This window comes from Acidobacteriaceae bacterium (genome assembly GCA_035944135.1).
GTDB lineage: Bacteria > Acidobacteriota > Terriglobia > Terriglobales > Acidobacteriaceae > Granulicella.
This window is the reverse complement of record DASZBM010000002.1, coordinates 807,874-827,767: the sequence shown is the minus strand read 5'-3', so window position 1 is coordinate 827,767 and position 19,894 is coordinate 807,874. Positions and strand designations below refer to the sequence as shown.

Sequence of the window (19,894 nt, the reverse complement as noted above, 5' to 3'; positions counted from 1 at the left end):
CCGGCTCACGGGTGACTGCGCCAATCGGCATCGCTGATATCAGTGATCAAGTCTCTTTGTTCGAGGCTTCGGCCGCAGGTGGTTCGCGGAAAGGTTCTACAGAAATGCGCTCGTAGCGCACTTCCAGCACGGTCAGGCTTTCGGTGCCGGCCGGCGTATGAAGAGCAACTTCGTCATCCTCTGCCGCTTTCATTAATGCGCGCCCCAGCGGTGAGGCCCAACTGATATGGTTGCGGTCGAGATCGACTTCGTCTGTGCCGACGATGCTCACCACTCGCTCTGCCCCCGCGGCATTCGCATAGCGAACGGTGGCTCCGAAGAACGCCCTCGTGGCCCGGTGGCCCGTTCTCGGAGCTTCCGGATCGACTACTTCCGCGGCTTCAATTCGCTTGGTCAGGAAGCGAATTCGTCCGTCGATCTGCCGCAGTCGTCGCTTGCCGTACTGGTAGTCAGCGTTTTCACTGCGATCGCCATTGCCCGCAGCCCACGCCACGACCTCGACCACAGCGGGGCGATCCTTGGTGGCCAAATATTGACGCTCAGCTTTCAGGCGCTCGAGCCCGCCCGGAGTGATGTAGTTTCTGCCGTGGTTCGCCGCGGGCTCCTCTATTTTCGGTCTTCTCGTAAAGCCTTTTCGCATTCCGCAGCGGTCCTTTGCCTCGAATTTAGCTATGCGCGCTTAGCTATGCGCGCTAATTGCGGCCTAACCCTATTTTCTCAGTCATATTGATAGCGCTCAGGAGCATCTCACCAATCGATGGCTACCAAGAAGAAACCGCCGGTGATGACGGAGTGCGAGGTCAAGGTTCGCGGGCGTTGGCTGCCGTGCACTCTGTATGAAGCCCTCACCGAGCGCGACGAACTCATGCGCTGCAAATATTGTCACGGTCCGGTGCAAGCGTTGAAAGAATCCAGCACCGGCGCCCGGGCTCACATCGAACACCTGCAAAGTCACTCCGGCTGCAGATTTCCGGTTGGCAAGTTCAGCGGAGTCGAATCCGAACACCCGCTCGCGTTGAAGTAAATCGTTCTAATAAACGCGCTTCGCGAATCCGTGCCCATTCAGGTCCAGGTTGACCCTCCGCAAGTCCGCGTTAACGCGTCAAAGCAGATGGCTACACACTGCCAAGCTTTGATGTAGGGCACCCGGCATCCGAGCGGTATCGACACCACTGTGATCAATAGCGCAGGCGCGCGAGTTGGTCCAGGCGCTGGATTTCCTTCAGGCGGCGGCCGGCGCGCGAACTCCAGTTAGGGTCGTTCCCTTTGCGACGTGTGCCCACGATGTGGTTTGCGGCAGCGAAGGCTTGCTTGTCGCCACCCCATTTGCTGATGATCTGGTAATTACCACCGTGCCCGGGCGCAGTTTGGAGTGGGCCGGGAGGTGATACTGCGCCCTTGATCTTTGCAGAGGTCATGTAGTCATACGGGGCGGCCGCTCCGGGAGCGAACCAGGAACGAAGCAGCCAATTTGAGACTTGAACGACGGTGCCGTCCTTGCACTTCTTGGGGTAGGTCTGCATCTCGACGGCATCGCACATCTCGACGGCATGCAGCAAACCTTTGTTGTCGTTTGCGAACTGGTTTGCTCCCTCGTCGCCTGCTGTTTCGAGAATCTCGTGAGAGGCATCGACGCTTACGCCGGTGGGGCCGAGGAGACTCCCGCAGGTTGTAACGGCACATAAGGCAAAGGGAACACCGTTGCCATTGATGTCATGGTACGCACTATCTTTTGGAGCGTCTGGCAGTTTCGCTAAGAAGTCATAGGCCCATTCGCCGGGCTGAATGTCGTTCTTGGTGCCCACCCGTATCGTTGTTTTCGCACCCCACTCCGCGGCGAACTCCTGGTTGACCTGGTCCTGAACTGCCTCCGCGATGTGATTCAGAACGGCAGGGGAGAGCTTCGAGCCGTCCTGCGTGGTGGCGCCTTGCGTTGAGTCGATGAGAACCCATTTGACTGCGTTCATCGCTGCTCCTCTCCGAACAAAGAATGAATGTTGTGCATAAATCTACAACCAGACAGATCACGGGGAGAATGGATAGCTTCAAAACCCTGCGATTGGAGGAAGCAAGAGCGAGCGAATCGCAGGATGTGCAAGGGATGCTCGGGATGGGTATGCTCACATTCTGAGAGGTAAGAATGATGCGTCTTTGCGTTGCAGCGATGGTGATCGCCGGGTGTGTGAGCGGTTTGGCGGGTGCACAGCAGGGAGCTGCGACGGCAGAGAAGACTGGGCTTCCGGTGAGTGATCCGGTGCTGGATCGGGTGCTGAGCCAGTGGCCCGATGGGCGCATCGATACGGTGAAGAATCCTGGCGAGTGGGCGTACGAAGAAGGTGTGTTGCTGGATGGTGTGACGGCGCTGTGGCGGGTGACGGGCGATGGAAGGCTGTTCAGCTATGTGAAGGCGGCGGTGGATCGCTCGGTGGATGCGGGTGGAGCGATCCACATGGCGAACGGCGGGGCGTTTCCGGTGGATGCGCATTCGCTGGATAACGTCGAGATGGGGCGGAGCGTGCTGGTGCTGTACCAGGTGCTGCTGCAGCCGAGGTATTACAAGGCGGCGGCGTTTCTGGATGAGCAGATGGCGCAACAGCCAAGGACGGCGAGCGGAGGGTACTGGCACAAGCAGATCTATCCGAACCAGATGTGGCTCGATGGCGCGTATATGGCGGAGCCGTTTATGGCGGGGTATGCGCAGGAGTTTGGGGTTGAGGGTGGTGCGGATGCGGCCGCCGAGCAACTTCTGATAATGAGCGAGCACATGCGTGAGCCTGGAACAGGGTTGCTGCGGCATGGATGGGATGAGTCGAAGCAGATGGGTTGGGTGGACAGGCAGACGGGGTTAAGTCTGGAGGTGTGGGGCCGCGCGATGGGGTGGTACTCGATGGCGCTGGTGGATGTGCTGGAGCAGATGCCGACGGATGATCCGAAGCGTGCGCAGTTGGAGGAGGACGCGCGGCAGACGCTGGCGGCGGTGATTAAGGTCCAGGATCCGGTCTCGGGGTTGTGGTGGCAGGTGATGGAGAAAGGCGGCCAGAGGGGCAATTATCTGGAGGCCTCGGCGAGCTGCATGTTTGTGTACTCGATTGCCAAGGCGGTGCGGCTGGGAGTGCTGCCGCTGAGCGATGAGTATGCCGCGGAGCGGGGGTGGACGGGGATTCAGCGCCGGTTTGTGAAGCAGGACGGCACGTTGAGTGGAACCGTAAAGGTCGCCGGGCTGGGCGGGAAACCGTATCGCAGCGGAACGTACGAGTACTACATTGGCGAGCCGGTGGGTGATAACGACGCGAAGGGTGTGGGAGCGTATCTGCTGGCGGAGAGCGAGATGGTACAGCACCAGCGTGCGGGATCGCTTTTTGGGGCGGCGCGGGGCAAGATTGTGCTGCTGGATGCGTGGTTCAACTCGCAGAGGAGGAAGACGCCGGCGGGTAATGAGCAGCTGTGGCACTACAAGTGGACCGACCAGGCAAACAGCGGGTACTCGGCGTGGGGGGAGATGTTCCGGCAGTATGGGATGCGGACGGAGATGCTGGAACATGCGCCGCGCGCGGCGGACCTGAAGGGTGTCGGAGTGTATGTGATGGCCGCGCCGGATAATTTGGCGCTAAACCCGAATGCACACTTCATGGACCAGGAGAGCGCGGACGCGATTGTGGACTGGGTGAATGCCGGCGGCGTGCTGGTGCTGATGGAGAACGATGTCGAGCGGGCGGACCAGGTGCATTTCGATCTGCTGAGCGATCGGTTTGGAGTGCACTTCAATCCGGTGATGAAGCAGGACGAGCTGAACAACAGCTATGTGAATACGATCGTGCCGGTGCCGGCGGGTACGGGTGGGATCTTCAACCAAAGCTTTAAGGGGTTGATGAAGCAGGTTTGTACGATTACGGCTTCAACGCCGGCGAAGGTGATCCTGACGGCGCATGGTACGGATGCGGAGGGCGAGACGCTGATGACGCTGACGCACATGGGCCGCGGCGTGGTGTACGCGAACGTCGATCCGTGGGTCTACAACGAGTACACGGATGGGCGGAAGAACCCGCTGGAGGAACAGAATTTTGCGGCGGGGCAGCAGTTGACGCGGTGGATGGTGCAGCAGGCGGTGGACCGGTCCGGAGGGCGATCGGCACGTTCTTTAGACCATGGGCGCTAGGGTATTCGCTCGCGATACAGAATATGTGTTATCGGACATAACGTCATGAGGCGAAGGTTAAGCGGGTGAAGCGATGCCCTTCGTTATAGTCTTGGCCGATGGCCCGGATCGGCTCAACTCGACTTGGTTTTCTGGTTTCGGGTGTGATCGCTGGACTGTTCGTTGCAGCAGCCGGCGCCCAGACGTCGAACCTCCCTTCTTCTCCCGTTGCGGCTGCACGATCCTGGACGACCGTGCACACGGACGAGCTTGTTCGAAAGTTTTCGGCGTTCCTGAGTATTCCCGATGTCGCGGCCAGCCCCGAGGATCTTCGCCGGAATGCGAATTTCCTTCTCGAGCAACTCCGCACTCGCGGTATCGACGCGCAACTCCTAACGATGCCTGGCGACGCCAATACGCCCGGCGTCGTCTATGGGCGTATCGACACACCAGGTGCGGCGCACACCATTGTCTTTTACGCCCATTATGATGGCCAACCGGTCACCCCAGCCGATTGGGACATTCCAACACCCTTCACCCCGACGGTGCGCACCGTCAACGGCGAGAAGCGCATTTATGCGCGCGGGGCCGGCGATGACAAAGCCGCTATCTTCGCCCAGCTTACTGCGCTTGATGCTCTGCGCTCGGCTCACCTGCCGCTACGGGCTAACATCCGGTTCGTCTGGGAGGGTGAGGAGGAGGCTGGTTCCCCGCACCTTGAACAGATCCTCACCGCCAACTCCGACCTGATCCACGGTGACGTGTGGCTGATCTGTGATGGGCCGGTGGACCAATCGGGTCGACAGTCGGTCGTCTTCGGAGCACGCGGCGAAACGCATCTGGCGGTCACGGTTTACGGCCCTCACCATCCCCTTCACAGCGGCCACTATGGCAATTGGGCGCCTAATCCTGCGATGATGCTCGCTCAGCTTCTTGCCGGGATGAAGGATGAGAACGGGCACGTCCTGATTCCGCATTTCTATGATGGAATCGTTCCGCTCGGCCCTGTTGAGCAAGCGGCTCTTGCTCGCGCACCCGTGAACGACAGCATGCTCATGACGGCGTTCTGGCTGGGGCGTAGCGACAACTCTCCGCGCCATCTCCTCAAGCTTCTCAACGAACCCTCCCTCAATATTGATGGCTTTGCTTCAGGTGCGACCGGAGCCCAGGCTGCCAACGTTATTCCCAGCACTGCTACCGCCGATCTTGATCTCAGGCTGGTTGTCGGTATCGACCGGAACCAACAGCAGCAACGAGTGATTGATTACATCCGGTCGCGCGGATATTTCGTTGTCGATCGCGAACCAACGCAGGAGATCCTGACCAGCCATCCGCGCGTCGCCATGGTCGTCCGCGATGGTTCCGGCTACAACGCTGTCCGCACTCCCATGGATTTGCCCATTGCTCAAACGGTTATCGCAGCTGTGCGCGAGGCTCGTGGCGAAGCGGTCCTGTGGCCCACGATGGGCGGCAGTGTGCCATTGGGAGCAATTGAGCGTGCCGCCCGCACTCGCACCATTACTGTTCCGATCGCGAATTACGACGACAACCAGCATGCGGCAAACGAGAACCTGCGCCTGCAGAACCTGTGGGATGGAGTAGAAACCATGGCGGCGTTGCTTTCGATGAATTGACGATTACTGCCGCCTCAGGGTGTGAAGTCCGATGAGCGGCGAGGTTTCGCTGGGTTTTTCAGAGACCGGTTTCCCAATTGTGACGGTAGTCGATAGACTGCGTAGGACGTGGCAGTTCACGCACCGGCACAAATAAAGGAATGGCAAGGGAGAGTTTGCTCAGCATGTTCGATCGTCGAGAAGCTTTACGGATGGGCACGTTCGCGGCAGGAGCGGTTGCGGCGCGGCGGATGTTTGGGAGCGGGTTGGGTTCCTTCCCTGATGCGCATACACCGGCGCGGAAGCAGCTTGCGCAGCAGATTTTGCAGGATGACTCGCTGCGGGATGTGCATGCGAAGGCCCTGGCGCTGCTGAAGGGTGGACTGAATGCCGGCAAGGGATATCCGACGACGTGGATACGCGACATGAACACGTTTATCAGCGTCGCGATTCAAGTTACGCCGCCGGAACCTTTCCGCGAAGCGCTGCTGATGTTCTTCAAGTTTCAGGGGCCCAAGGGCGACATCATCGATTGCTATATCAAGCGCGATACGTCGAGGCTGGCGGTGAACGACAGGACTTCTGCGCTGGCCCCGGGGTACGTGGGGAGCAAGAACTCGGTTGAGACGGACCAGGAGTCGTCGCTGATTCAGGCGATATCGAAGTACATCGCGTTCACGGGCGACCGTCGTTTTCTGGATGAGCAAGTGGGAGGATCGACGGTTCGCGAACGGATGGGCCAGGCGATCCAGTATGTGATGACGGAACGGTTTGATGCGGAGCGTGGGCTGGTGTGGGGCGGAACGACGATCGATTGGGGCGACGTGCAGCCGGAGGGCGTGCGCGGTGTTGTGCTGGACGCGAGCTCTCACCGGTCCTGTTCGATTTATGCAAATGCGATGCTGCTGATTGCGATTGCGGACTACGTCGGGATGCTGGAGGATGCGGCCGAGCGGGCGCATTGGGGCAAGGTCCGGAAGGATGTGCACGCGGCGATACGGAAGCACCTGTGGGACAAACAGCGGCAGAAGTTTATTCCGCATGTGTATCTCGCGGGGTCGCCCTTCCCTGCTGATTTTGATGAGAATGCGATCTATTACCACGGCGGAACGGCGGTCGCGATTGAGGCCGATCTGCTGTCGCGGCGGGAGGTCGCGGCGGCGTGTGCGCGGATGGAGGACGATGTGCGCAAGGCGGGAGCCGGGTCGATCGGGCTAACGATCTATCCGCCGTATCCGTTGGGATTTTTCAAGAATCCACAGCTGACTGCGCCGTACACGTATCAGAACGGCGGCGACTGGACGTGGTTCGGCGGGCGGATGATTCAGCAGCTTGTTCGGTATGGGCTGATAGAAGAGGCTTACCGCAATGTCCGGCCGATGGTAGATCGGGTGCAGCGCGTGGGCGACTTCCACGAGTGGTGGACGCGGGACAACCAGCCGCGCGGGTCAGCACAATTCAGGGGGTCGGCTGGGGTGCTGGGACAAGCGATCGAGATGCTTCTGGCGTGGGCTAAGTCGGAGGGTTAGTGGCGGAGAGACAGGGATTCGAACCCTGGATACCTTGCGGTATACACGCTTTCCAAGCGTGCGCCTTAAGCCACTCGGCCATCTCTCCGGTCGGTGACCGACCCTTTGAATCTAACACAGCAGTGTGTGGCGGGTTTGGGGGGCGGGTGCGTGTGACCGGGGCTAAGGGGCTATCCCGCGCTCTGCTGGCGAGTTCCAGATTTATTGTGAGCCGCAAGTTGTTCCGCGACAGTGCCCAGCAAGGCTTCCGGATGAGGCGGAACTCCGATGTGATGGGGGCCGGCAGGAGCGTATAGATCGAACCGGGAGACGAGCAGCACGGGGGTCTCGGGTGTCACGCGCCAAAGGACTTCCAGGATGTGACCGGCGACCTTATCCGGGATTGAGTGGCAGAGCACGATGAGATCGAAGCTGCGGAGTTGCTCCTCATCCGGAAGCTCGTCACTTCGCAAAGTCACGACGAGATATCCGTTCCTTTCGAGCACAAGACGACGCGAAAACAGGAGTAACGGATCGTCGCCGATACAAAGAATTTTGGAGCGGTCGCGTGACGGCGTGGCTTGGCCGGTCTGCTCTCGGGCGCTGTTGTCGGATGTTGCCGGCCCGGTCGAGAGGCTCTCGACAGGGAAATTCATCGCTGGGTGAGAATCTCGCGCTTGGGGAAGATACGACATCCGTGGGCCCCTCGGGAGCCGTCGAGTAAAAGGCCTTCGCTCTGCGCGATGGGAACTGAAGGCCTCTTTTGGAAGCTCGAGTACACCGAAGCCTACGCAGGGATGGTGACCATTGGAACTAGGCGATTCCCTAGGGGGCGTTTCTCAGGCGGACCGAGAATCCCGCTAAAATCAGGCGATGGATTCGAGAAGGGACTCAACCCTGGTGCAGTCCAGACGCTCTGCGCCGGCACGAAAGGCTGCGCGGCAGACGCTGCTGATCGATGCGGATGACACGCTCTGGGAGAACAATATCTATTTCGAACAGGCGATCACGTCGTTCATCTCGTACCTGGACCACCGTGTGCATAGTCCGGAGGAGGTGCGGGAGCGCCTGAATATGTGTGAGCGAGTCACGATCGCGAAGCATGGATACGGACTGAAGAGCTTTCGGCGTTCTCTCATCGAGTGCTTCGAGCAGCTATCGGATGGGCCGGTTACGGCGGAGAAACATGAGCGCATTGTCTCGTTCACGAACGCGATCGCGTCGCAGGAGATTGAACTGCTTGCGGGGGTCGAGGAGACGCTGCGCGAACTAGGCGCGCGGCATCGGCTGATCCTGGTGACGAAGGGGAATCCGGACGAGCAGCACGATAAGGTGGACCGCTCCGGGCTGCGGGATTCGTTTGCGGCGGTTGAAGTGCCGCATGAGAAGACGGCGGCGATGTACAGCGAGCTGGCGGTTCGGCACGACTGCGATCCGGCGAATACGTGGATGATTGGCAACTCGCCGCGCTCCGACATCAATCCGGCGCTGGCTGCAGGGTTGGGTGCGGTGTTTATCCCGCATGACTTTACGTGGGTGCTGGAACACGAGGTGGTGGAGGCTCCGGCGGATGCGGAAAAGCTGCTGGAGCTTAAGAGCTTCAGCGAGTTGCTGGAATATTTCTAGGGTTCGTCTTTGTAAATGCCCATCTGGATTTCGCCGCCTTCGACGAGGCGTGCGCGGAACATGCCGGGTGAGTTGTAGCTCCGTCGGGTGTCATGGCGATGACGCCGCCTTCTGCATCTCCCTGCCGGTTGTTTTGTAGAGGTGATAGCTGCTTCTGGATGACCTCGTCGGCGGCATCCTGCAGGCGCATGCCTTTGTACTGAACGAGGGCGCAGATGGTGCGCGCGACGGTGAGGCGGATGAAGTATTCGCCGGTGCCGGTAGCGGAGACGCCGCAGGATTGATTGGAGGCGTAGGTTCCTGCGCCGATGATGGGTGAGTCGCCGACGCGACCCCAGCGCTTGCCCTGCACGCCACCGGTGGTTGTGCCGGCGGCGATGTTGCCCTGGCGATCGCGAACTACGATTCCGGTTGTTCCCCACTTGTGGGTGTCGGGAGTTTCAAGCTGGGCGATGGGTTTGGTTGGTTCGGGCGGCGCGCCTGCGGGACGAGGAGGAATCGGCCGTCCTTCTTTTTTGAGCTGACGAACCAGACCTTGCCAGCGCTGTTCGGTGAAGAAGTAGCTGGGGTCGACCTGGGTGAGCCCGACGCTGGCGGCGAACTGATCGGCACCGGCGCCGACGAGCATCACGTGAGGACTCTTGAGCATGACGGCTTTGGCGAGCGAGATGGGGTTCTTTGTGCGCGTAACTTCGGCGACGGCGCCGGCCTCCATGGTCTTGCCGTCCATGATGGCGGCGTCGAGCTCATTCTTGCCATCGGCGGTGAAGACGGCGCCTTTGCCTGCATTGAAGAGCGGATTGTCCTCGAGCTTGATGAGCGCGGCCTCGACGGTGTCGACCGCGGAGCCATTCGCGTCGAGCACCTTCGCGGCCGCGCGCACTGCTACGTCCATGCCGGCGCGATAGGCTTTGTCGCGCTCGGGCGTCATGGAGCTGCGCTGAATGACGCCGGCTCCGCCGTGCAGGACGATCGCCCACTTGCCGGGAGGCGCTTGTGTCACGAGCGGAGCGCGCTCGTTTGACTGAGCGAGACAGGCGAACGCGGTTCCGAGCAGGATTCCTGCAACAGCGACCTGCACCAGGCGCCTGCTTTGCATCGGCTACTTCCCTTCCTTGCTTTGCGGCTGTTGGAACTCTACGTTAGCCCAGGTCTTCAGCGCGTCAAGGCTTTGCGGCCGGCCGAGGAAGTCTTTGACAAGCTGCGCGGCAGGTTTCGTGGCGCCGGGTTCGAGCACGGTCTTGCGGTAGCGCATGGCTGTCGGGCCGTTCAGGAGATCGCGGCGATCGAACTGCGAGAAGAAGTCTACTGCAATGACTTTATCGAGCACGTAGGTGTAGTAGTTCGAGGTGTAGCCGACCAGATGCGTGAATGCGGCGAAGTCATGACTTCCGGGGACAAAGGTGGTGTGGAGGAAGCGGTCGTGATCCTCGCGCCAGATGTCGTCGAACTTCAACTGCGCGGCAGGCTGGTCATGCATCTGCAGCGAATAGGTTGAGTAGAAAAGCTGCGACTGCACCCAGTTGCCGCGACCGTAGGCTCCGGCGGCGTTCATCTTTGCGACGAGGGACTCGGGGATGGTCTCGCCGGTCTTGTAGTTCTTTGCGAAAGGAGCGAGCACGGCATAACTGCGGAACATCTCTTCGAGCATCTGCGATGGAGCTTCGACGAAATCGCCTTCTACGTTGAAGCCGCCCTGCTGCGACCACTCGTTCTGGCTGCCGAGAATGTGGTGCATCAGGTGGCCGAACTCATGGAAGAAGGTGACGACTTCGCTGTACTCCATTAGTCCGGGGTCGCCGGCAACACCGCCGGAGAAGTTGCAGATCAACATGCCCTCAGGGGTTTGGCGGCCGCGAATGCCGGGAAGGACGGGACCGGACGAGAACCACTTGTCCTTCCCTTCTCTCGGGTGCATGTCGAGATAGATACGGCCGATGCGCTTGCCGCTATCCATGACGTCGTAGGTGGTTACGGATTTGTCCCAAACGATTGCGTCGGGGACGCGGGTGAAGCTTACGTGGAAGAGCTTTGAGGCGGTCGCGAGAATTCCGGCTTCGACCTGCGCGTATGGGAAGTAGGGACGGACAGACTGGGCATCGAAATCGTAGGTTGCCCTGCGATATTGCTCGGTCCAGTAACCTGCGTCGGAGTCTGAGATTTCAGTGAGGCCGGGCTGACGCTTCTGCGCGAAGGCGAGCAGTTGCTTGTACTCGCGGGCGGATGTTTCCTTGGTTGCCGCGTCCACCTGGTCGAGGAACGTCTTCATATTGGCTGCGGAGCCGATCATTTGATCTGCGGTGGCGAGATCGGCCCAGGTTGGGTAGCCAAGCGTGTGCGCGAGCTGTTCACGGGTCTCGAGCAGATCCCGGAGGACGGGCTCGTTCGCGGGATAGGCGCGCGAGTGATACGCGATGTACATGCGGCGGCGAAGTTCGGGGTTGGTGGAAAAGACCTCGACCGGAGTCATGTCCGGCGAATCGGTGGTCAGGGTGTAGCTTCCGTCGGGGTTGGGCTTGTGACGGCTGATGTAATCCGCCGGAAGTCCATCGAGTTCCTGCTTTGTGGCGGCCACCTTCTTCACGTCGTTCGCGACGTTGTGGCCGAAGTCGAGCGAGAGAGAGGTGATCTTGTCTTGCAAGGCGTGAATTCTGGCGCGCGTCGCGTCATCCTTATCGACTCCCGAGAGCCTGTACTCGAGCAGCGAGCGCTCGATGTAGTGTTTCGTGGCGAGGTCGTCTTTGGTGGATCCAGTTGGCAGCGGAACTGCGGCGAGCGCGCGATAGACGGCCTGGTTCAGGCTGAGATCGGTGCCAGCTGACGAGATGCGATTGAGCTCAGCCTGAGCTTTGTCGCGCATGTCGGCTGCGTCCGCGAGTGAGTAGAGCAGATATGCCTGATCGCCGGCGATCGCGAGCTCATTCTGGGCATCGTCAAAAGGGCGCAAAGTGTTCTCGACGGTGCGAGGGCCGGTGACGGCGGTCAGGGCTGCTACATCTTTCTGCTCTGCGGCGAGGCGATCGCTGATCCATGCGGTGATGTCGGCCGGGGATTTTGCTCCGATCCATGCATGCAGCGGATCTGGATTCGCGGATGCGGCGGGAAGTTGTGCCGCTGTCGGGATCGTGAAGCACGACAAGAGAAGAGCCGGGGCAAGCAGCAGAAAAGACTGGCGGATCGTCATGCAGCCTATTCTGCCATGCAGGGCTGCCGGCGGCTGCGAGGATTGTGACGAACGATGCTATACTGACACACGAAACACCCGTCACCCCTGCCGCACCCGCGTGTGTGTCAGGCCCATGCGGAGGTGGCGAAATTGGCAGACGCACTAGCTTGAGGTGCTAGCGCCGCAAGGCATAGGGGTTCAAGTCCCCTCCTCCGCACCAATCAATAATGACGTCGATTCTTGAAGGGTCAGCCTCTCCGGTTGGCCCTTTTGATTTCGGGCGGTGTAGCAATAATGTGACGATTGCCTGATATAGGCTGAGCGAATGAGTTTCTACCGCCTTCTGGAACCCGTTTTGCGAGGTCTGCTTGACGATCAACCTGAGGGCGTAAGAGCGAAGATCGCGGCGATCTACGGTGTGCTCTTAGCTGCCAATGTTGTCGCCTGGGTGTGGGCTGCGATTGCGTTCCGCCACCATCCTGTTCTGGTGGGTACCGCGTTTCTCGCTTACAGTTTCGGCCTTCGCCATGCAGTCGACGCGGACCACATTGCGGCGATCGACAATGTCACTCGAAAACTGATGCAGGAGGGCAAGCGCCCGGTGGCAGTCGGGTTGATGTTTTCCCTTGGGCACTCGACTGTCGTTGTCGCGGGCTCCGTCGCGATTGCTGCCACAGCGGTCGCTTTGCAGCACCGATTCGAGAGCTTCAGATCCGCCGGAGCCGTCGTCGGGACCTTAGTTTCGGCTTTTTTCCTATTGGTGATCGCCGCGCTGAACTTGGTTGTTCTGGTCTCGATCTGGCGGACATTCGTTCAGGTCAGACAAGGCGAGCCGTACATTGCCGAGGACTTTGATCTGCTGCTGGGAAAGCGTGGATTTCTGGGTCGCCTGTTCAGACCCGCGTTCGCGCTAATCCGCCGCAGCTGGCACATGTACCCCCTCGGTCTGTTGTTCGGCCTTGGCTTCGATACTGCGACCGAGATCGGGCTGCTAGGCATATCCGCGACAGAAGCTGCCAAGGGCTTGTCGCTTTGGTCAATTCTGGTGTTTCCCGTGCTCTTTACTGCCGGAATGACGCTTGTCGATACAACAGACAACATTCTGATGCTCAAGGCATATGGATGGGCGTTCGTGAAACCAGTGCGCAAGCTCTACTACAACCTCACAATCACCTTCGTGTCCGTGGTCGTCGCTCTGGGGGTTGGGGGCATCGAAGCGCTTGGTTTGATCGAAGATCAGTTTCACTTTTCAGGGGGGACCTGGGGCTTCGTAGCGAGGCTGAATGAACACTTCGGGCTTCTCGGCTACTGCATCATTGCCATCTTCGTTCTCAGTTGGCTGATCTCAGCCGCCGCGTACAAATGGATGAATCTCGATAATCATGCACTGCAGGCTAAGCAAGTAATAGAAGACGAGATCAGAGCCCAGTAAGAGTCTCCGTGAGCACGAGCGGAACTGCGCTGCGAAGGCGCGCGGTTGCGGCGTCCATGCCTGGACGCAGAACCACCTTTTGCGCGAGCGGGTGTTTTCGGAACTCCTGCTCGATGGCGCGTTCCATGCGGTCCCATGCGGCTGTGCAGTCACCAACGACAATGATCTCTGCCGGGGCGAGTGCCGCTGCAATCATCTGCATGCCTTTGCCAAGTTGCCTGGCCATCGTGCGCAGCGCGGCGATGGAGTCGCGGTCGCCGGTTGCAGCGAGGTTGATAAGTTCCGGAAAGCTCAGAGAGGGTTTTCGGCCGACAATTTCGCAGTAGTAGCGAATGGCGGCAGGTTCAGCGGCAACCGTCTCCCAGCAGCCGCGATTGCCGCAACTGCACGGAATTCCCTTCTCTTCGATGGGAATGTGGCCGAATTCGCCGGCCATTCCACCGCGACCACGCGCGATGGCGCCGTTGATATAGAGCCCGGTTCCGAGACCTTCAGACACTTCCACGACAACGAGATCGTGTGGTTCGGCGTTTTGCGATTGCCAGACCTCCAGCAAGGCGCAGGCGTTCGCGACGTTATCCATATGAACCGGCAGTCCCGTCGCAGTCTGCATGCGTGATTTCAGGGCAAGGATCGGCCAGTGCAGATTGGGGGCGAAGATCAGATGCTCCGCGGCCGGATCGGTGCGGCCCGGGACGCAGATTCCGATGCCGGCGCAGGTGCGATCGGCGTGCTTGTGCCGGACGTCGCGAACAGCAGCGATCAGACGTTCGACAGACTGATCGGGGTCAGGCGATGACTCGACCTGCCCCTGCCAGACGATTGTTCCTGTGATGTCGACGACGGCAAGGGTCGTCTGTCGTGGATGGATGTCGATGGCGATGACGCAACGGTCGTGCGAAACAGACAGCAGCCGTGGGCGGCGACCCATCGCCCCTTTCACGAACTCGCCTTCTTCGAGCCAGTGCTCGCGGACAAGCTCTTCGACAATGAGCGACACGGTGCTTGGCTGCAAGCCGGAGAGGCGTGCCAGATCTACTCGAGAGACTGGTTGGTGTTTGCGCAGAACGTCCAGGATCAGCCTGGTATTGACGCGGCGCGGCATCTTGTTGGAGGCCGTCCTGAACGTCGAATGAGTTTGGGGCACCATTGGAAATCCTAGAAAACTCGACGCATGCAGCCTGATTCTCGCACAGATTTTTCTAAGCTCAAATTATCTCTTGACAGATTTGTTCATAGACCGGCTAAATGGCAGGGTACGCGACATTCAAAAAGCGGCCCGCTGCCGAAGGATCGGCGGCGCCGTAGGACGGCCAAAATGCTCAAACGATTGCCCAAGTTAGAAGCGCTCTCCACGAAGAGCAAGCTCATGCGGAATTTCCATGGCGCACGCAATGCATGGATGCTCACAGTGCTCTGCGCTTCCCTGCTGGCGCTGATGCCGGCACGCAGCGCGTCCGCTCAATACCGCGCGTCGATTCAAGGCACGGTTACCGACCCGTCAGGCGCGGCGATTCCCGGGGCTCAAATCGTGCTGACGGACACAACGAACAACCACAAGCAGAGCGCGAAGAGCAACGGCGAAGGTATTTATTATCTCGAGGCGCTGCCGGCAGACACCTTCAACCTGGTTGCGAGCGCTCCGGGCTTTTCGAGCAAGACGTTGACCGGCGTAACGATCATTCCTGAGCAGGCCAACACACTTAATATTCAACTGGCGCTCGGAACGACGAGCGAGTCTGTGGCGGTCAACGCCGGTAGCGTGCCGGCGCTCGATACGACGACGGCGAACATCAGCGGCACGATTACCAGTGATCAGATTCAGCACATGCCATCGTTCAACCGCGACGTCTTTCAGCTCGCGTCGCTTGCTCCGGGTATGTTCGGCGACAATTCGATGGCTTCGAATGGCAACGAGAATAACCTGCCAGCCGAGCAGAACGGCGGAGAACAGGCCAGCCAAGGTATTTTCACAAAGGGTGAGCTGACTCCGCAGGTGGAGGGCAATGGTGGCGAGAACAACACCAGCCTCTATTTGATTGACGGCATTCCGACCGCCAGCGCGAGCTGGGCTGGATCGACAGTCATCGTTCCGCAGGAAGACTCGGTCCAGTACATGAAGGTGACGGCCAACGCGTACGACGCCGAGTATGGACGCTTCAGCGGTGCGGTCATCCAGGTGACTTCGAACACCGGCACCAACGCTTATCACGGAAGCTTGTTCTTCAAAGCGGACCGTCCGGGCTTGAACGCCTGGCAACGGTGGAACGGCGCCAACTCAGTTGACCCCGCAAATGCGAGCAAAACTCCCGCCAATCGCGGCCTCGTCAGGGACCCGCAGCGTTTCAACCAGTTTGGCGGCAGTGTCGGCGGCCCCATTCTCCACAACAGGCTGTTCGCCTTTTTCGCGTATGAGACGCTCCGCAACGATTCCGTTACGACAGGTACCGGATTGTTTGAGACTCCCTCCATCGATGCTTCTGCTCCAGCCGGCAGCATCGCAGCGAAGTATCTGACTCTGCCCGGCGGTGCTCCGGCTGCGACGGGCGTTATCCAAAGCAGCTGCTCTTCGTCAATTGGGATTCCGGATGGCCCTTACTGCAAGACCGTAAATGGAATGATGGATATCGGGTCGCCGCTGAAGACGGCGCTCGGCACTCACGATAAAACGTGGACAAGCAACCAGAAGCCGGGTGTTGGAAGCGGCCTGGACGGAATCCCCGATCTCGAAGAGGTGGCTACGGTAAACCCGAGCACCTTCGTCGGATCGCAATACAACGGCCGCATGGACGCCGACGTTACAAAGAAAGACCGGTTGGGCTTCATCATCTACTGGGCGCCGAATACGACGACGAGCTACAACGGTCCGGCGCGGCCCTCCAACTTCGAATACGCCAGCGACATCAACAATGCTTTCACGGCGCTGTGGAATCACACCTTTTCTCCGACGCTGCTAAATGAGGCACGCGTCAGTGCTGTCGGATATCGCTATAACCTGGTCGCGCAGAATCCTCAAGGCAGCTTTGGCCTGCCTACAGACACCTTTACCGGGGTGGGATCGAGCGAGCCCGCGCAGTTTGGCGAGAGTATCCCGGGCGTGTTCAACCAATGGACCTACACCTATCAGGACATTGCTACCAAGGCCTTGGGTCGCCACAGCCTCAAGGCGGGATTCCAACTGAGTCGCGTCGAGTTTCTGGATGAACCGGTCTCGAACGCACACCCGTCGTTTACGTTCGAAAGCTTCTGGGATTTCCTCAATGACGCGCCGGTGACTGAATCGGGTACCTTCAACCCGGTCACCGGAACTCCAGAGCTAATCCGGAACGACGATCGACAGAATATTGCTGGTGTTTTTGTGCAGGATGACTTCAAGGTCAGTCCTACGTTGACGATTAACGCGGGCCTGCGCTGGAACTACTTCGGCACGATGAGCGACAAGGAAAACAACCTGTCCGTTTTCACTCCAGGTCCGGGTTCCGCATTGCTTACGGGCGCCAGCCTGGTTAAGACCGGCTCCCTGGCACTCGCCCAGAAGGGCAACTTCGGGCCGCAACTCGGTTTCGCGTGGAGCCCGGCTGTGTACGGCAGCAAGGTGGTTCTCCGCGGGGGCTTCGGTATCAACTTCGAAGAAAACCAGATTGCCATCACCCGCTCCGGGGACGCGAACGTGCCGAACGCTCTGAGCTTCGGGCCTACGACGGCATTCAGCCCGCAGATTGTTTACAACACCGCGCCAAACATCAACTCTCCATTCGGCTATCCAGCAAATCCCAACGCTATTTCCGCGTTCGACTCCAATAACGTTCCCACCTCTGCCGTCGTATCGGTCTACGCCTTCGATAACAATCCAAAGACGGCGACGGTCTATCACTACTCGCTGGATACCGAGATGCAATTGCCTGCCAACTTCGTGGCGGCGCTGGGTTATCAGGGCAGTTCCGGACACCACCTTTTTTACGAGATGGACCTGAACGCGTATGCGGTGGTTCGCGGCTTTGCATTGAACCCCCACATAAACAAGATCAATGATTTCGTGAATGGCGCCAACTCGAATTACAACGCGATGCTGGCCACCCTGAAGCATAATTTCAGCCGCAGCTTCCAGCTGGAGACCGATTACACATGGTCCAAGAGCATGGATGAGGGATCGACGTCCTACAACGAGGACCCATACGCGCCGATCAGCATTCACGACGCGTACGGTCGCTCGGACTATAACTTCCAGAATAATTTCCGCGCCTTTGGTCTGTACCAGCCGACTTTCTTCCATGAGGGCTGGCTGCACGCCTTCGCTGACGGCTGGTCACTCGGTGGCACGTATGAGTACCATGCGGGCTTCCCGTGGACGCCGACTTACCCGGTGACGGCGACCGGCCTGGTGGGCGGGGCGTCGGCTCATCTCTATTACGAGAACAGCCTCTATACGAGCATTCGGCCAGCAGCTTATACCGGCCGTGGAATAAATCACAGCACTGCAGCGTTTGAATCCGGGCCATCCACCAGCAATCCCAATGGTCACAATGTCAACTTCCCGACTGGCACCGGGGGCGAGAATTATTTCACGCCGCCGGTCTACACAGCCGCGCCTAACAGCGCACCATTTACAACACCCTACGCGATTCCCGGGCCGGCGATGGAACGCAATTCGTTTACCGGGCCGTCGTATCAGGGAGTCAACGTCAGTTTGGCCAAAGGATTCAATATTCCGCCGGCGCGCGTCATCGGAGAGCACGCCAGTCTAGAGTTCCGCGTAGACGCGTTCAACCTGTTCAACTTCCAGGAGCTTGCGGGCACTCCGACCACCAACATTACATCCACAACGTTCGGCGAGAATACAGGCGCACTTGATTCCCGCACTGTCGAACTGCAGTCGCGGTTCTCGTTCTAACTGTTCGCAACCGGCTGGAGGGGGCTCTGGCCGGTTGCGATTCACCATGAGAGAGAGTGTTTTGAGTACACGCAGATCCTTCCTGGCAGGGTCAGCTGCAATCGCTGCAGCGACACATCCGCTTTCACGCCTTGCGGCACAGACCACCGGTAGTTCGGCTGTGACCGTCTCCATTGACTCATCGAAGCATCTCGCAACTGTTCCGGAGGATTTCACCGGACTGAGTTACGAGTCGGCGCAGCTTGGACATCCGGAGTTCTTCTCCGCCCAAAATAAGGCGCTCATCGGTCTGTTTCGCGCGCTCGGCAAGCAAGGCGTTCTGCGGATCGGCGGCAACACGGGTGAGTACACAACGTGGAGCAGCAACGATACGGACGCGGAGAAGAACAATACGCCGCTCGCGATTGGTCCTGATGCTGGAACGGCTGCGAAGACTGCCTCGATCCTCACGCCGCTCGCGATTCGTAATCTGCGCGAGTTTATTGATGCGGTTGGGTGGCGAATCATCTATGGGCTGAACCTGCGGCATGGAACGCCTGAGAATGCGGCTGCGGAGGCGAAGTACGTCGCAAGCACGCTCGGCGACCGCCTGATTACGTTTCAGATCGGCAATGAGCCGGACATGAATCACGATGCAGGATCGAAGGAGCGCTGGACATTCGATCATTACTGGGATCGCTGGACCGTGCATCGGGATGCAGTAAAAGCCGCCGTGCCGAATGCCAGGTTTGCTGCACCGGACATAGCGAAAGAGTATGACTGGCTGACCAAGACGGCTGAGAAGAAGCCTGATCTGGTGTTTCTCTCAGGTCATTACTACGCTGAAGGGCCGCCGGCCGATCCGCGGATGACGCTGGAGTTCCTGCTGCATCGCGGCAGAAATCCGGCAACGCAAGAGTTCGCTGTGGTACGCGAAGCGACGAAGATTCTGGGCCGGCCGTATCGCATGACGGAAGGAAACAGCTGCTTCCACGGTGGCAAGCCGCTGGTCAGCGACAGCTTTGCATCCGCGTTGTGGAGTGGAGATTACTGGCTGCAACTGGCTGAGGCTGGATACATCGGACTGAATCTGCATGGCGGCGGCAACGGACTGTACACACCGATTGCGGGCACTGTTCAGAATGGGTTCACGGCGCGGCCGGTTTATTACGGAATGTTGCTGGCAGAGAACTTCGCGGGAGCGACGATGACGGGGACAACACTATCCGCATCTGCGCAAACGGACGCGCAGAATGTGACGGCATTCTCGGCGCTGGATCACGGAAGGGTAAAGCTGGCTATTTTCAACAAGGCGGCCGATGCAGTTACCGTGAAGCTCGACGGGGTGAAAACCGCGCATCGGGGAAAGATCTTCTGGCTGCAGGCGCCTCGTATCGACAGCAAGGAGGGCGTGACGTTTGGAGCGTCGCCTGTCGGGTCCGCGGGCGAGTTTCAGCCGAAGCCACAGCAGACCATTGCGTTCCGGCATGGCGTCGCGACCCTGAACATGCCGCCGTATTCGGCTGCGTACATCGAGGCATAGC

The 19,894-nt window shown here is 59.4% G+C and carries 14 protein-coding genes and 2 tRNA genes; 9 read left to right on the top strand and 7 right to left on the bottom strand.

What is annotated here, in order from left to right; translation table 11 throughout:
- Positions 1-46: 46 nt before the first annotated feature.
- Positions 47-640, bottom strand: a complete 594-nt coding sequence (gene greB, locus VGU25_06160; GenBank protein HEV2576775.1) for a transcription elongation factor GreB — start codon at positions 638-640, stop codon at positions 47-49.
- A gap of 117 nt (positions 641-757) precedes the next feature.
- On the opposite strand from greB, the gene VGU25_06155 reads away from it, so the two are divergent.
- Positions 758-1,024 carry a hypothetical protein gene (locus tag VGU25_06155; GenBank protein ID HEV2576774.1) on the top strand — a complete coding sequence of 89 codons (267 nt, stop codon included), beginning with the start codon at positions 758-760 and terminating at the stop codon, positions 1,022-1,024.
- 154 nt (positions 1,025-1,178) lie between these two features.
- Here VGU25_06155 and VGU25_06150 read toward each other — a convergent pair whose 3' ends face one another.
- On the bottom strand, positions 1,179-1,967 hold the full coding sequence (locus VGU25_06150) for a hypothetical protein (GenBank protein ID HEV2576773.1): 789 nt from the start codon (positions 1,965-1,967) through the stop codon (positions 1,179-1,181).
- Positions 1,968-2,140: 173 nt separating this feature from the next.
- Here VGU25_06150 and VGU25_06145 point away from each other — a divergent pair, with 173 nt between their 5' ends.
- From VGU25_06145 to VGU25_06135, 3 genes are all read left to right on the top strand, one after another.
- Positions 2,141-4,156: a glycoside hydrolase family 88 protein gene (locus tag VGU25_06145; GenBank protein HEV2576772.1), complete on the top strand. Its 2,016-nt coding sequence runs from the start codon at positions 2,141-2,143 to the stop codon at positions 4,154-4,156.
- A gap of 143 nt (positions 4,157-4,299) precedes the next feature.
- A complete protein-coding gene (locus VGU25_06140; protein ID HEV2576771.1) occupies positions 4,300-5,769 on the top strand; it encodes a M20/M25/M40 family metallo-hydrolase in 1,470 nt (489 codons plus the stop codon).
- 164 nt (positions 5,770-5,933) lie between these two features.
- Positions 5,934-7,277 (top strand): amylo-alpha-1,6-glucosidase, encoded by a 1,344-nt coding sequence (locus tag VGU25_06135; protein ID HEV2576770.1) that lies wholly within the window; start codon positions 5,934-5,936, stop codon positions 7,275-7,277.
- Here VGU25_06135 and VGU25_06130 read toward each other — a convergent pair.
- Both VGU25_06130 and VGU25_06125 read right to left on the bottom strand, forming a co-directional pair.
- Positions 7,278-7,365, bottom strand: a tRNA-Ser gene (locus VGU25_06130). It abuts the gene before it with no gap.
- Positions 7,366-7,447: 82 nt separating this feature from the next.
- Positions 7,448-7,912 carry a response regulator gene (locus tag VGU25_06125; GenBank protein HEV2576769.1) on the bottom strand — a complete coding sequence of 155 codons (465 nt, stop codon included), beginning with the start codon at positions 7,910-7,912 and terminating at the stop codon, positions 7,448-7,450.
- Positions 7,913-8,156: 244 nt separating this feature from the next.
- On the opposite strand from VGU25_06125, the gene VGU25_06120 reads away from it, so the two are divergent.
- Positions 8,157-8,882, top strand: coding sequence for an HAD hydrolase-like protein (locus VGU25_06120; protein ID HEV2576768.1), 726 nt, complete (start codon positions 8,157-8,159; stop codon positions 8,880-8,882).
- On the opposite strand, the gene VGU25_06115 is transcribed toward VGU25_06120, so the two are convergent.
- Entirely contained in the window at positions 8,857-9,981 is a 1,125-nt protein-coding gene (locus VGU25_06115; GenBank protein ID HEV2576767.1) for an isoaspartyl peptidase/L-asparaginase, read from the bottom strand. The genes VGU25_06120 and VGU25_06115 overlap by 26 nt on opposite strands.
- A gap of 3 nt (positions 9,982-9,984) precedes the next feature.
- Positions 9,985-12,066: a M3 family metallopeptidase gene (locus tag VGU25_06110; GenBank protein HEV2576766.1), complete on the bottom strand. Its 2,082-nt coding sequence runs from the start codon at positions 12,064-12,066 to the stop codon at positions 9,985-9,987.
- A 117-nt stretch (positions 12,067-12,183) separates the two neighbouring features.
- On the opposite strand from VGU25_06110, the gene VGU25_06105 reads away from it, so the two are divergent.
- Positions 12,184-12,268 (top strand) — tRNA-Leu (locus tag VGU25_06105).
- Between the two features lie 105 nt (positions 12,269-12,373).
- Positions 12,374-13,480: a HoxN/HupN/NixA family nickel/cobalt transporter gene (locus tag VGU25_06100; GenBank protein HEV2576765.1), complete on the top strand. Its 1,107-nt coding sequence runs from the start codon at positions 12,374-12,376 to the stop codon at positions 13,478-13,480.
- Here VGU25_06100 and VGU25_06095 read toward each other — a convergent pair.
- A complete protein-coding gene (locus VGU25_06095) occupies positions 13,467-14,630 on the bottom strand; it encodes an ROK family transcriptional regulator (GenBank protein HEV2576764.1) in 1,164 nt (387 codons plus the stop codon). The two genes, VGU25_06100 and VGU25_06095, sit on opposite strands and share 14 nt — an antisense overlap.
- A gap of 219 nt (positions 14,631-14,849) precedes the next feature.
- Here VGU25_06095 and VGU25_06090 point away from each other — a divergent pair, with 219 nt between their 5' ends.
- Together VGU25_06090 and VGU25_06085 are read left to right on the top strand one after the other, a co-directional pair.
- On the top strand, positions 14,850-18,371 hold the full coding sequence (locus tag VGU25_06090; GenBank protein ID HEV2576763.1) for a TonB-dependent receptor: 3,522 nt from the start codon (positions 14,850-14,852) through the stop codon (positions 18,369-18,371).
- 61 nt (positions 18,372-18,432) lie between these two features.
- Positions 18,433-19,893, top strand: coding sequence for a hypothetical protein (locus tag VGU25_06085; protein HEV2576762.1), 1,461 nt, complete (start codon positions 18,433-18,435; stop codon positions 19,891-19,893).
- The last annotated feature ends 1 nt before the right edge of the window (position 19,894 follow it).

What these genes read in the sequence shown, in the direction of transcription:
- greB (HEV2576775.1), bottom strand. Translation starts at nt 640, where the DNA reads ATGCGAAAAGGCTTTACGAGAAGACCGAAAATAGAGGAGCCCGCGGCG.
- VGU25_06155 (HEV2576774.1), top strand. Translation starts at nt 758, where the DNA reads ATGGCTACCAAGAAGAAACCGCCGGTGATGACGGAGTGCGAGGTCAAG.
- VGU25_06150 (HEV2576773.1), bottom strand. Translation starts at nt 1,967, where the DNA reads ATGAACGCAGTCAAATGGGTTCTCATCGACTCAACGCAAGGCGCCACC.
- VGU25_06145 (HEV2576772.1), top strand. Translation starts at nt 2,141, where the DNA reads ATGATGCGTCTTTGCGTTGCAGCGATGGTGATCGCCGGGTGTGTGAGC.
- VGU25_06135 (HEV2576770.1), top strand. Translation starts at nt 5,934, where the DNA reads ATGTTCGATCGTCGAGAAGCTTTACGGATGGGCACGTTCGCGGCAGGA.
- VGU25_06125 (HEV2576769.1), bottom strand. Translation starts at nt 7,912, where the DNA reads ATGAATTTCCCTGTCGAGAGCCTCTCGACCGGGCCGGCAACATCCGAC.
- VGU25_06115 (HEV2576767.1), bottom strand. Translation starts at nt 9,981, where the DNA reads ATGCAAAGCAGGCGCCTGGTGCAGGTCGCTGTTGCAGGAATCCTGCTC.
- VGU25_06110 (HEV2576766.1), bottom strand. Translation starts at nt 12,066, where the DNA reads ATGACGATCCGCCAGTCTTTTCTGCTGCTTGCCCCGGCTCTTCTCTTG.
- VGU25_06100 (HEV2576765.1), top strand. Translation starts at nt 12,374, where the DNA reads ATGAGTTTCTACCGCCTTCTGGAACCCGTTTTGCGAGGTCTGCTTGAC.
- VGU25_06095 (HEV2576764.1), bottom strand. Translation starts at nt 14,630, where the DNA reads ATGGTGCCCCAAACTCATTCGACGTTCAGGACGGCCTCCAACAAGATG.
- VGU25_06090 (HEV2576763.1), top strand. Translation starts at nt 14,850, where the DNA reads ATGCGGAATTTCCATGGCGCACGCAATGCATGGATGCTCACAGTGCTC.